Annotated in this window: 13 protein-coding genes; 6 read left to right on the plus strand and 7 right to left on the minus strand. The window is 71.8% G+C overall.

Annotated elements, in window-relative coordinates; all coding sequences use genetic code 11:
• Positions 1-53 precede the first annotated feature (53 nt).
• The 3 genes from D458_RS0121545 to D458_RS0121555 form a co-directional block, all read right to left on the minus strand.
• Positions 54-1,250, minus strand: a complete 1,197-nt coding sequence (locus tag D458_RS0121545; RefSeq protein WP_017588814.1) for a globin domain-containing protein — start codon at positions 1,248-1,250, stop codon at positions 54-56.
• Positions 1,251-1,415: 165 nt separating this feature from the next.
• Positions 1,416-1,862 carry an RrF2 family transcriptional regulator gene (locus D458_RS0121550; protein ID WP_017588815.1) on the minus strand — a complete coding sequence of 149 codons (447 nt, stop codon included), beginning with the start codon at positions 1,860-1,862 and terminating at the stop codon, positions 1,416-1,418.
• A gap of 9 nt (positions 1,863-1,871) precedes the next feature.
• On the minus strand, positions 1,872-3,467 hold the full coding sequence (locus D458_RS0121555) for an MFS transporter (protein WP_051049735.1): 1,596 nt from the start codon (positions 3,465-3,467) through the stop codon (positions 1,872-1,874).
• A 568-nt stretch (positions 3,468-4,035) separates the two neighbouring features.
• Between D458_RS0121555 and panB the strand changes: the two genes are divergently transcribed.
• Both panB and D458_RS0121565 read left to right on the plus strand, forming a co-directional pair.
• Complete coding sequence (gene panB / locus D458_RS0121560) at positions 4,036-4,890, plus strand: 3-methyl-2-oxobutanoate hydroxymethyltransferase (RefSeq protein ID WP_017588817.1); 855 nt, start codon at positions 4,036-4,038, stop codon at positions 4,888-4,890.
• Between the two features lie 144 nt (positions 4,891-5,034).
• Positions 5,035-5,916: a sulfurtransferase gene (locus tag D458_RS0121565; RefSeq protein ID WP_017588818.1), complete on the plus strand. Its 882-nt coding sequence runs from the start codon at positions 5,035-5,037 to the stop codon at positions 5,914-5,916.
• Between the two features lie 53 nt (positions 5,917-5,969).
• Here D458_RS0121565 and D458_RS0121570 read toward each other — a convergent pair whose 3' ends face one another.
• Together D458_RS0121570 and D458_RS0121575 are read right to left on the minus strand one after the other, a co-directional pair.
• On the minus strand, positions 5,970-7,244 hold the full coding sequence (locus D458_RS0121570) for an MFS transporter (protein ID WP_017588819.1): 1,275 nt from the start codon (positions 7,242-7,244) through the stop codon (positions 5,970-5,972).
• Positions 7,241-7,873 (minus strand): winged helix-turn-helix domain-containing protein, encoded by a 633-nt coding sequence (locus tag D458_RS0121575; RefSeq protein ID WP_017588820.1) that lies wholly within the window; start codon positions 7,871-7,873, stop codon positions 7,241-7,243. Before D458_RS0121575 ends, D458_RS0121570 begins: the two co-directional genes overlap by 4 nt.
• A 182-nt stretch (positions 7,874-8,055) precedes the next feature.
• On the opposite strand from D458_RS0121575, the gene D458_RS0121580 reads away from it, so the two are divergent.
• The 4 genes from D458_RS0121580 to D458_RS0121595 all read left to right on the plus strand — a co-directional run bounded on the left by D458_RS0121580 (position 8,056) and on the right by D458_RS0121595 (position 11,147).
• Positions 8,056-9,096: an LLM class F420-dependent oxidoreductase gene (locus D458_RS0121580; RefSeq protein ID WP_017588821.1), complete on the plus strand. Its 1,041-nt coding sequence runs from the start codon at positions 8,056-8,058 to the stop codon at positions 9,094-9,096.
• 192 nt (positions 9,097-9,288) lie between these two features.
• Positions 9,289-9,858 (plus strand): hypothetical protein, encoded by a 570-nt coding sequence (locus D458_RS0121585; protein ID WP_026119554.1) that lies wholly within the window; start codon positions 9,289-9,291, stop codon positions 9,856-9,858.
• A 39-nt stretch (positions 9,859-9,897) separates the two neighbouring features.
• Entirely contained in the window at positions 9,898-10,515 is a 618-nt protein-coding gene (locus D458_RS0121590) for a hypothetical protein (RefSeq protein WP_017588823.1), read from the plus strand.
• Positions 10,506-11,147, plus strand: a complete 642-nt coding sequence (locus D458_RS0121595) for a hypothetical protein (protein ID WP_051049736.1) — start codon at positions 10,506-10,508, stop codon at positions 11,145-11,147. The genes D458_RS0121590 and D458_RS0121595 overlap by 10 nt, the downstream gene beginning before the upstream one ends.
• Before the next feature lie 135 nt (positions 11,148-11,282).
• Here the strand turns inward: D458_RS0121595 and npdG are convergent, their stop codons facing one another.
• Both npdG and D458_RS0121605 read right to left on the minus strand, forming a co-directional pair.
• Entirely contained in the window at positions 11,283-11,978 is a 696-nt protein-coding gene (gene npdG, locus D458_RS0121600; RefSeq protein ID WP_017588825.1) for an NADPH-dependent F420 reductase, read from the minus strand.
• 94 nt (positions 11,979-12,072) lie between these two features.
• Positions 12,073-12,264, minus strand: a complete 192-nt coding sequence (locus D458_RS0121605; RefSeq protein WP_017588826.1) for a hypothetical protein — start codon at positions 12,262-12,264, stop codon at positions 12,073-12,075.
• Positions 12,265-12,266: the final 2 nt, after the last annotated feature.

Below are 12,266 nucleotides of genomic sequence, written 5' to 3' on the forward strand. Positions count from 1 at the left end.
GCACCCGAGCCGTTCCAGGACTCGGAGGAGGCCGTGTTACCGGGCGCGGAGCGTCAGTCGTCCGTGCCGAGCCACAGGTCGGGGCCGAAGACCTCGTAGTGGACCGAGCGGGCGGGAATCCCGGCGCGCAGGAACCGGGCCCGGACGTCGCGCATGAACGGGAGCGGGCCGCACAGGTACACCTCCGCGTTCTCGGGCACCTCGATCCGGTCCAGGTCCATCGTCCCCGCACGGGAGCCCGGAGCCTCCTGCGCGCCGCGCTCGTACCAGGTGTGGGCGGCGGCTCCGGGGAGCCGGTCGACCAGGTCGGCGGCCTCCTCGCGGTGGGCGTGGTGCTCGGGCCCGCGGTCCGCGTGCAGGACCAGCACGGGGCGGGTGCTGCCCTGCTCGGCCAGGTGCTGGAGCATGGCGGTCATCGGGGTGCAGCCGATCCCGGCCGAGGCCAGGACGAGGGGGTGCTCGCCATCGGCCGGCGTGACGTCCCCGGCGGGGGCGGACACCATGAGGACGTCGCCGGGGGCGGCGCGGTCGTACAGGTGCGTGGAGACCTCACCGGCGGGGTGCTCGCCCGCGCGCAGGCGCTTGACGGTGATGCGACGGCGGTTTCCGTCCCAGCCGGAGACCGAGTACTGGCGGGCCTGGTGGAGGCCGTCGGGGAGCTGGACGCGCACGCTGACGTACTGGCCGGGCCGGAAGCCGGGGGCCGGTTCGCCGTCCCGGGGTTCCAGGGTGAGGGTGACGGCGTCGGGGGTCTGCTCGGCGCGGTCGGCCACCCGCCAGGGGCGCCACACGTCGCGGCCGGTGGTTCCGGCCTCCTGGTAGAGGCGGGCCTCCAGGGCGATGAGGCTCCCGGCCATCAGCCAGTACACCTCGTCCCAGGCCGCGACGACGTCCGGGGTGGCGGCCTCGCCGAGGGTCTCGGCGATCGCGGCGAACAGGTACTTGTGCACGATCACGTACTGGTCCTCGGTGACGCCGAGGGAGACGTGCTTGTGCGCGATACGGGACAGCAGGGCGTCGGGGCGCTCGTCGGGGTGGTCCAGGAGGGAGACGGCGAAGGCGGCGACGGCCCCGGCCAGGGCCTTGCGCTGTCGGCCGTCGGCCTGGTTTCCGCGGTTGAACAGGCCGTCGAGGAGCTCGGGGCGCTCGCTGAGCATGGTGTCGTAGAACCGGGCGGTGATGGTCTCCAGTGCCCCGGCGACCGCGGGGATGGTGGCGCGGACCGTGGCTGCGGACTCGGTGGAGAGCACGCGTCCTCCTTTGTCGGGACCGGGTCCCGGACCAGATAATTGGTATCTCAAATGCATATTAAATCCGGTGTCCGGAGCCCGCGCACCGGGGTGGTTCGAAGCACGGAAAGCCTGTTCGGGAGGGGGCCGGGGCCGGCCGGGAGGGACCCGCTCGAGAGGAACCGGTCAGGCCGGGGAGCCGTCCTCACGGAGCACCATGAGGGTCTGCCGCGCGGGCGCGGCCACCAGGGACTCCACGGTCACCTCGTCGAGGGAGGCGTAGAAGGCCTCGCGGGCCCGGGCCAGGGCGCCGCGCAGACGACAGGCCGCGCGCAACGGGCAGGGCGGGTCGTCCTCGCACCCGGCCAGGTCGCCCGCCCCCTCCAGCTCGCGGACGATCGCCCCGACGGAGGAGCGCCGGCCGGCCTCGGTGAGCAGCAGGCCGCCGCCGCGCCCGCGCCGCGCCTCCACCAGCCCCATCTCCGCCAGGCGCGCCACGGCCTTGGCCATGTGGGTGTAGGGCACGGCGAGCATCCCGGCGGCGGTGCGGGTGGTGAGGAGTTCGCCCTCCTCCGCTACCGCGAGCCGCATGACCAGGCGCAGGGAGACGTCGGTGAAGGCGGTGAGGCGCATGCGCCCATGCTAGTTCTCGGGATGCTCGGTCCCGGCCCCCTCCGGCTCGCGCTCCGGGTCGCTCGACTGGTGGTCTGCGGCGTCCCTGGGCATCCAGACCAGCACCACGACCAGCCCGATCAGCCCGAAGCACAGCGCGACCAGTGCCGCGAGGTGCAGCCCCGACACGAACGCCTCCTTGGCCGGCTCGATCAGCGCGTCGCCCTGCGGTCCCAGGCTGCGGGCCAGCGCCAGGGTGGCCTCCACGGACTCACCGGCCGCACGCAGTTCCCCCGGGCCCACGTCGTCGGACTCCTCGGCCACGGTGTGCAGGGCGGACGCGATCCCGGCCCGGTAGTGGAAGGAGATCACCGCGCCCAGGACCGCGACACCCATGGCGGTGGCGACCTGGCGGACCGTGTTCTGCACGGCCGAGGCGGCCCCGGCCTTGCCCGGCGGGACCGACGACATGATCGCGTCGGTGGCCGGAGTGAGCACGACCGCCATCGCCGAGGCCTGGAGGAAGAAGAAACCGATGATCAGCGCGAGCGGGGTGTCGGCCTCGATCTGCGTGTAGAAGGCGAAGCTGCAGCAGACGGCCGCCACACCCACCGCCGCGAGCGTGCGCGGCCCGACCCAGCGCACGAGGGTGGGGCTCAGCGGGGCGAAGATCATCTGGCCCAGCGCGGCGGGCAGCACCAGCAGACCCGCGACGAACGGCGAGAACTCGCGGATGCTCTGCCAGTAGAAACTCAGGAAGAAGATGATCCCGGCCATGCTGAAGAACAGCACCATGATCGTGGCGATGGACACGCTGAACCGGGGGTTGCGGAAGAAGCGCACGTCCAGCGAGGGGTCGGGGGTGCGCGACTCGTGGAACAGGAACAGCACGATCACCGCCACGCCCACCAGCAGCGAGCCGAACACGTCCCAGTCGGCCAGCGAGGCCCGCTCCCCCGCCGTGATGATCCCGTAGATGAGCAGCACCAGGCCGGGGATGGACAGCAGCACGCCGACCACGTCCGGGCGCCCCGCGTTCTCGTCCTTGGACTCGGGGATGAGCACGTACATCAGCGCCAGCCCGACGATCACGAAGGGCACGTTGACCAGGAAGATCGAACCCCACCAGAAGTTCTCCAGGAGCAGCCCGCCCGCCGACGGGCCGATCGCCATCGCCAGGCCGACCGCACCGGCCCACAGGCCGATCGCCCTGCCGCGCTCCTCCGGAGGGAAGACGTTGGTGATCACCGACAGGGTCTGCGGCATCACCATGGAGGCGCCGAAGCCCATCACCGCGCGGGCCATGACGAGCTGTTCGGGGCTCTGCGAGTAGGCCGAGAGCGCCGAGGCCGCGCCGAACACCACCAGCCCGGCCACGAGCATCCGACGGCGGCCCCACCGGTCACCGAGCACACCGAAGGTGAACAGCAGTCCGGCGAAGACCAGCGTGTAGGAGTTGATCGCCCAGGCCAGCTGCGACTGGCTGGCGCCCACCCCGCTGACCGGGTCGGAGAGAGTACGCAGCGCGACGTTGAGGATCGTGTTGTCGGCCACGATCACCAACAGGCAGATGACGAGCACCGCCAACCCGCCCCACCTGCGCCGATACGCTGTCTGCTGGTCCACGGGCACCCTTCCGGTCCACGGCGCCCGCCCCTCGCGCGGGCCACGCGCCCCCGCGGCCGCCCGGGTTCTGACGTTGGGACCGGCGCCGATGTCATGCTAGCCATCCGTTCACCGGACCGTTGGGGAACGCGTCACCGTGCGGGACTCGGGAACATCCGTGCTTTCGGGAGCGTTCACGGCCCGACCCGCGGGAAGCGCGTCACAGTTCTTCACGAACCGTCCCAGAACAGCCTTTCCGCGGGGTCGGCCATCGACCGGACCCCTTTCTCCGCGGGTGGTTCGACCGGTGTGCACAAATGTGAGATCCGGCCCCTCCCCGGGGCGGACACCGGAACCGCGCCGTGCGATGATGCTGGTGTGCGTCCCCCGCACACCTGTTCCTCCCGCACCGGCGCCGCCGGGTGGTCCGGAACCGGCCAAGGGGAACAAGGCGCACGACCGCACCGTTCCCTTCGGGGACCGTTCCCTCCGGGGAACCCGCGTGCGCGAGCACGCGACAACCGTTTTCGTCCACAGGTCCGGGGACACCCCACGCGGGTGCTTCGAGACAACGGAGGAAGAACCCATCATGAGTACCTCAACCAAGACCCCCTCCACCGGGAACGCCCTGTACGGCGGGGTCACCAGTCGGCGCGTCACCATCCGCGACCTGGCCCTGGCCAAGCAGCGCGGCGAGCGCTGGCCGATGCTGACCGCCTACGACGCCCTCACCTCGCGGATCTTCGACGAGGCGGGCATCCCCGTCCTCCTCGTCGGCGACTCCGCCGCCAACGTCGTCTACGGCTACGACTCCACCGTCCCGGTGACGGTGGACGAACTGATTCCGCTGACCGCGGCCGTCACCCGCTCCACCAAGCGGGCACTGGTCGTGGCCGACCTGCCCTTCGGCTCCTACCAGGGCTCCCCCCAGCAGGCACTGGAGACCGCCTCCCGGTTCATGAAGGAGGGCAACGCCCAGGCCGTGAAGCTGGAGGGCGGCCACGCGGTCGCCCCCCAGGTGGAACTGCTGACCTCGGCGGGCATCCCGGTCATGGGCCACGTGGGTCTGACCCCGCAGTCGGTGAACACCCTGGGCGGCTACCGCGTGCAGGGCCGGGGCGAGGCCGCCGCCGGCCTGCTCAAGGACGCCAAGGAACTGGAGCGCGCGGGCGCGTTCTCGGTCGTGCTGGAGGCCGTCCCGGCCGACCTGGCCGCCGAGGTCACCGGGCAGCTGGCCGTCCCGACCATCGGTATCGGCGCAGGCCCCTCCACCGACGCCCAGGTGCTGGTGTGGCAGGACATGGCCGGGCTGAGCCCGCGGGTGGCGAAGTTCGTCAAGACCTACGCCAACCTGGCCGAGACCCTGCGCGACGCCGCCTCCGACTACGCGGACGAGGTCGTCAACGGCAGTTTCCCGGCCGAGGAGCACACCTACTCCAGCTGATCCGCCGACCAGGCGGTGACCGGACCGCCGGTCGGGGCTCTCCCGGGCCCCGGTCGGCGGTCCTTCACGTGTGAGCCGGAACAACGCCGTCCCGTCCCCGGTTGGGGTCTGCCGACCGGCCCCTCACACCCCAGGGAACCAGACATGGCACCGAGCACAGCACCGACCGTCAGCGCGGCCTGGTTGGCCGAGCACCTCGACGACGACGGTCTCGTCCTCCTCGACTCGACCACTCACCTGAGTCCGTCCGTCGAAGGCCCCTACACCGTGGAGTCGGGGCGGGCCGCCTTCGACGCCGAGCACATCCCCGGCGCGCTGTTCGCGGACCTGCTCGCCGACTTCGCCGACCCCGACGCCACCGCGCCGTGGACCGTCCCCTCCTCCGAGCGTTTCGCGGCCGGCGCGGGCGCCCTGGGCATCGGCCCCGGTAGCAGGGTCGTGGTCTACGACCGGGCCAACGGCATCTGGGCCACCCGCCTGTGGTGGCAGTTGCGGTTGGAGGGCTTCGACGACGTCGAGATCCTCGACGGCGGCCTTCGCGCGTGGAAGGCGTCCGGGCTGCCCGTCACCGACACGCCCTCCCCCGCACCCGAGCCGAAGGTCTTCGAGGCCAGGCGCCGCCCGGAGCTGTTGCGTTCCACCGAGGACGTCGCGGCCTCCCTGGGGGACGGGCGGACCCTCCTGGTCAACGTCCTGGACCCGGCGGCCTATCGGGGGGACAAGGACACCTACGGCCGCCCGGGGCACATCCCGGGCAGCGTCAACCTGCCGGTCAGCGAGATCACCGACCCGGCGACCGGGACCCTGAAGTCGCCCGAGGAACTGCGCACGCTGTTCGCGGCGAAGGGCCTGCTCGACCCCGGGATCACTCCGGTGACCTACTGCGGCGGTGGGATCGCGGCCACCGGCGTGGCACACGCCCTCGCCCTGGCCGGGCGCGAGGACGCGGCGGTCTACGACGGCTCGATCACCGAGTGGGCCTCGGACGAGTCGCTTCCGCTGGTCACCGGCGACGAACCCGAGTAGCGACCGGCTTCCCCCACCCCTGCCCGAGTCGTGTTCGGCCGATCGCCCCGCGCTCACGGCCACCGGGTCGCCTCCCGGCCCTCCGCTCTCCGCCGAGCGGCCTCCGGTTCCTCCGGGGGCCGCTCCAACCCCTTCGCGGCACGGCCGAAGGCGGGCAGGGCCACCGCCGCCAGGTAGACCGCGGCGCCGGCCGCCAGGACCGGGGCGACCCCGAGCAGGCCGATCGCCACCCCGATGCCCGGGGCGGCGATGGGCGCGCCCAGCCGGGCCAGCGCTCCCACCATGGACATCCCCCGGCCGACCATGTGCCGGGGCAGCCGCTCGAAGACCACCGCGGACAGGATCGGGTTGATCAGCCCGCCGCCGAGCCCGGAGAGCGCCCACACCACCAGGACCGCCCACAGCGGGACGTCCAGGGCCAGCACCAGGATGCGCGGCGGACCGGCGATGACCATGGCGGCGAAGAAGGTGACCCGGCGGGGCAGCCGGTGGCCGATCCACACGGCGAGCAGTGAACCCGCGACCGAGGCGCCGCCGAGCGCGCCCGCGACCAGCCCCACGGCCTGCGGTCCCCAACCGCCCTCGTGTGCCCAGACCGGCAGGGCCAGGCTCATCACGGCGACGTCCACGACGTTGGTCACCAGGATCATCGTGACGAGCATCCGCAGCGGCAGGTCGCCCCAGACCGCCCGCCAGCCCGCGTGCAGGCGGGCCGGGTAGCCGTCGTCCGCCTCCGGGTCGGTTTCGGCGCGGCCCGCCGTTTCGGTGTCACGGCGCAGCAGGAGCGCCGTCACCAGCGCGGCCAGGACCATGAGCACGGCGTTGACGTAGAGCGCGGCGAGCGCACCCAGGGCGGCGACCACCGCGCCGGCGGCGACCGGGCCCACCGTCATGGACAGCCGGTCGACCGTCCCGGTCAGGCCGGTCACACGTTCCACCCGCACGTTCGCCGCGGCGGCGACGAACGGGGACAGTGACACCTTGGCCGCCTCGGAGGGGCCGGTGGCCAGGCCGATCACGGTGACCAGGACGAGCAGTACCGGGAACGGGAGCAGTCCGGCCGAGAACAGCAGGGGGACGGCGAGGAGCGCGACGGCGGCCAGCAGATCCACCCGGATACTCACGGCGCGCTGGCCCACCCGGTCCAGGACCGGACCGACGAACAGCCTGGCCAGGGTGTAGGCGCCGAGTTCGAAGAGCGTGACCAGGCCCATGTGCGCGGGGCTGCCGGTGGTCTCCAGGACGAACCAGGGGATGGCGATCATGGCCAGTCTGGTGCCCGTGAGGGCGAACACCTCGGAGGTGACCAGGCCGACGACCGCTCTCATGGTGACTCCTCGGGCCGGGAGGCGGGCTCGGGACCGGGGTCGGGGCTGGGGAAGGCGGCCAGCTGGACGTGCACCGTGCGCTCCCCCGGTCCGCCGGTGCCGCCCCGTGCGGTGTGCCGGTCGAGCACCTCGACGAGTTCCGAGCGCAGGCTCTCCGCCTGCTCCAGGGTCAGGGTGAGGGTGCGGTCGGACATGAACTGGGCCTCGCGCCAGCCCTCGGGCTGGGCCGACCACTGATCGACCGCGGCACCCAGCCGCTCGGACCAGCCCGCGGCGATCGTGTGCCGCAGGGCGGTGGTGAGTTCGGGAGCCTCGGTGTCCAGGCTTTCGGGCAGGCGGAAGCCCTCGGAGGCCGCCCGCCACCAACGCTCGCGGCTGGTGCCCAGCTCCGGGTCCTCCCGGATGAAGCCGTAGGTCTCCAGCTGGCGCAAGTGGTAACTGGCCGAGGCCGAGGAGACGCCCAACCTCTCGGCGACGACCTTGCCGGTGGCGGGCGCCTTCTGGAGCAGCTGGTAGACGCGCATGCGCAGGGGGTGGGCCAGGCCGCGCAGGGAGAGCGCGTCCAGGACGGCGGCGTTCTCGAAGGGGTCCGGGACGGGTCGGCCGTGGTGGTCGGGTTCGGTGCTCATGAGAGCACCATAGATGCCCAAGACTCCTTGGCCAAGAGTCCTTGGCCAAGAAACCTTGGGCAAAGCAGCGAAGTGGCGCAAACGGTGAGCCAGACAACAAACCGAACAGAACTCGGTAGTACAGTGACGGCACACCGAGCACCTACGCGGGCCGGGGGTCCGGCCTGCCGGGAGGACAGCACATGCGCATCTCGACGCCACTCCAGTACGCGGGCGAGCCCAAGGCCGCCGTCGAGCAGATCGTCGAACTGGAGAAGGCCGGGCTGGACACCGTGTGGGTCGCGGAGGCCTACGGCTACGACAGCCCCACCCTGATGGGCTATCTCGCCGCCCGCACCGAGCGGGTCGCGATCGGCTCGGCCATCCTGCCGATGTACACCCGCACCCCCACCCTGATCGCGATGACCGCGGCCGGGCTGGACTACCTGTCCGACGGGCGCGCCATCCTCGGCCTGGGCGCCAGCGGCCCCCAGGTCGTCGAGGGCTTCCACGGCATCCCCTACACCAAACCGCTCGGCCGCACCCGCGAGACCATCGAGATCTGCCGCAAGGTCTGGGCCCGCGAGGAGCGCCTGACCCACGACGGCAAGGTGTTCCAGCTACCGCTTCCCCCGGAGAACGGCACCGGCCTGGGCAAGCCGCTCAAGATCATCAACCACCCGGTGCGCCCGGCGATCCCGGTCTTCGTGGCCTCCCTCGGCGAGAAGAACGTCGAGATGACCGCCGAGATCGCCGACGGCTGGCTGCCCCACCTGTTCATCCCGGAGAAGGCCGAGAGCGTGTGGGGCACTTTCCTCGCCAAGGGCAGGGCCAAGCGCGACCCGGGCCTCGGCGAGCTGGAGATCTCCGCGGGCGGCCTGCTCGCCATCGGCGAGGGCGAGGACACCAAGAAGCTCGCCGACTTCACCCGGCCGATGATCGCCCTGTACGTGGGCGGCATGGGCGCCAAGGGCAAGAACTTCTACAACACGGTGGCCCAGCGGTACGGCTACGAGGAGGCCGCCGAGAAGATCCAGGACCTGTACCTGGCCGGGAAGAAGGACGAGGCCGCCGCCGCGGTCCCGGACGAGTTCGTCGAGCTCACCAACCTCGTCGGCCCCGAGTCCTACGTACGCGAGCGGGTGGAGGCCTTCCGCGCCGCGGGCGTCACCCAACTCAACGTGACCCCGGTGGGCGAGAACCCCGCCAAGCTGATCGAGAAGGTCAAGGAGTGGGCCTCCTGACCGGCGCGTAGGACCAGGCCGCGCGCCCCGCTCCCCCGCGGGGCACGCGGTCCCCCAAGAGCCGGGGAACTACTTTTCGAGCGAAGGCGCAGCGCACCCCGGTTCCGTCACTCTGAGTATCCCAATTCCCACACATTGTCCTGTTAACATGCGTTAAGTAACGTCCCGCCCCCGGACGAAACCGGAGAACGCATGCCCCCTCTACACCGTCGCCCCGGCGTGAGCGCCCTCCTCGCGGTGACCGCCCTCGGCTCGGCCCTGGTCTCCCCGCTGCCTGCCTCCGCCGCCCCCGCACAACACTGCGTCGGCGACATCGACGGCAGCGGCCAGGAGTGCTTCAGCACCTACGCCCAGGCGATCGACGCGGCGGAGGACCGTGTCGGACGCACCCTGGCCGAACAGGAACGCGCCCTCGCCGAACAGGAGCACACCCTGTCCGGGCCCCGGACCGGCACCCTCGCCGCCCAGAGCAGCTCCGACGTGATCATCGGCACCTACTTCGAACACGAGAACTACGGCGGCGCCACGTTCACCCTCCACGGGGACAACACCTGTCAGGGCGGTGACGACATCGAGTTCTGGTTCACCTTCCCCCCGGAGTGGCAGAACATCATCTCCTCGGCCCAGCCCTGGGCACGGTGCTCGCTGTGGCTGCACTCGGGACCGGACGGCACCGGAGACCGCGACGGCCCCTACCGCGAGAACACCCCCGACATCGGCGGTTACATGAACGACCGCACCGTCTCCACCACCCTGGGCTGACGCCCGGCTCCCCCACCCCCGCTCGATGGGAGAACCGACATGAGACGCACGTACACCGTGCTCACCGCCGCCGCGATCGCCCTGGCGACCGCGGTCACCACGACACCGGCCCCTGCCCACGCCGACCACGAGGACACGCCCACGGTGCGCGAGCTGCTGGAGCTGTGCGACGTGACCACGGACCTGTGCGAGTTCCACCCCGGCGGAGAGCCCGAGCTGTTCTCCGCCCACGGCCGCACCGTGGGATCGGAGGTGTTCAACTGCACCTCGGGCCGTCAGAACATGGCCGTGGAGTGGTCCGACACCACGTCCCAGAGCAACAGCGTCGGCCTGAGCCTGACCACCGAGGCCGGATTCGGCAAGGTCTTCTCGGTGGCCTACGAGCAGTCCTTCCAGCACACCTGGAAGACCTCGCACACCGAGGCGCAGACCACCTTCGTCAACACCGGCCCCGGCGAGGTGGGCTGGGTCGAGCGCCGTCCGCAGATGCAGCGCGTCCACGGCACCTACGAGCTGCACTTCGGCAGCCGCCAGTGGGGCCACTACATCTGGTACGCGCCCTTCACCGCCGAAGGGCCCGTTTCCGACTCACCGGACGAGGTCGTCACGCAGAACGTCCGGCCGATGACCGACGCTGAGGAGGCGGCGTGCCCGTGACCCCCCGCCCCAGGAGGGGCACAGCGCTGAGGACCCTCACTGCGAGCGCCGCCGCGAGCGCGGTGGCGGCGGCCCTGGTGCTGTCCCCCGCACCGGCCGCGGCCGACCACGAGGACACCCCGACCGTCCGGGAACTGCTGGAGCGGTGCGGCGAGAGCACCGACCTGTGCGAGTTCCACCCCTCGGGCTCCCCGGAGTACTTCCAGAACACCGCCGAGCAGGTCGGCGCGCCGGTCTACAACTGCACCGACCACGAGCAGCTGTCCCAGGTGTCCTGGTCCAAGACCACGGGCGAGTCCAACAGTGTGAACCTGTCGATGACGGCCACGTTCGGCGCGATCTTCAAGCAGAGCTTCACCGTCTCCTACGGCCACGAGTGGAGCTCGGAGCACACACAGACCCAGCGGACACAGGTCACCGCCCAGCCGGGCGAGGTCGCCACCGTGTACTACGGGCCCAGGATGCAGCGCGTCGACGGCACCTACGAGCTGCACTTCGGCAGCCGCCAGTGGGGCCACTACATCTGGTACGCGCCCTTCACCGCCGAAGGGCCCGCGGACGACCAGGGCAGCACCGTCACCCAGTCCACGAGGCAGATGACGGACGAGGAGCGCGCCGCCTTCTGCGACTGATCCGAGACTCCCGGCCGTGCCGCGCCCCCGGTTCCCCGACCGGCGCGGCACGGCCCGGGACCCCGGATCCGGGCCCGGCCCACCGTCCCGACGGCACGCACGGGCCCGGGTCGCGGGCGGAGTCGAGGGCCGGGCTCACAGGCCCGTGATGCGAATCCCCGCGTGGGTCTTGTAGCGGCGGTTGACCGCGATGAGGTTGGCGGTGAACGCCTCGACCTGGTGGGCGTTGCGCAGCCGGCCGCCGAAGACGCCCCGCACGCCGGGGATCCGCTCGGCCAGGGCGCGCACGACGTCGGTGGCCTCGCGGTCCTCGCCCAGCACCAGCACGTCCAGATCGACCTGGTCGACCTCGGGGTCCAGCAGGATCACGGCGGAGACGTGGTGGAAGGCCGCGGTGACCCGGCTGCCGGGCAGGACCTCGGCGGCCTGCTGCGCGGCACTGCCCTCGGCGACGTCCAGGGCGAAGGGCCCCTTCTTGTCGAAGCCGAGCGGGTTGACGCAGTCCACCACGATCTTGCCCGCGAGCCGGTCGGCCAGCGACACCAGCAGCTCACGGTGGCCGTCCCACGGAACGGCGACGATGACGATGTCCCCCTGCGCGGCGGCCTCGGTGTTGGTCAGCCCGCTCACCCGGATGTCGGCGGACTCGGCCTCGACGAGGTCGGCCGCGACCTTGGCGGCGCGCTCGGCGTTACGGGAGCCGATGTGGACGGTGTGTCCGGCCAGGGCGAACCGGCGGGCCAGCCCGCGCCCCTGGTCGCCCGTTCCGCCCAGAACGGAGATGGACAGCCCGGCGATGTCCGCGCCCTGCGACGCGTTCTCTTCACTCATGGAGCGATCCTGTCAGAAGGGATGGGACGTGGAACGCACAGGGCCGGTCCTCGCGGAACCCGCGCCGCCCGGCCCCGCGCGTGCTCCCGGGCCGTCAGCCCTTGCCCTCGTCCTCTTCCTGTTCCTCCCAGGCCTCGTTGCGCTCGGCGGCGATGCTCAGGGCCCGCGCCGCCGTGGCCTCGTCCTCGTAGGGGCCCAGCCGCTGGCTGTTGGGGCAGCCCGCGCCGTGCTCGACCCTGTTGTGTCTGAGGCAGTACCACCAGCCGTCGTCCTGTACGTCGCTCACTA

Origin of the sequence: Nocardiopsis ganjiahuensis DSM 45031 (assembly GCF_000341085.1) — a bacterium.
In the GTDB taxonomy this organism is placed as follows: domain Bacteria; phylum Actinomycetota; class Actinomycetes; order Streptosporangiales; family Streptosporangiaceae; genus Nocardiopsis; species Nocardiopsis ganjiahuensis.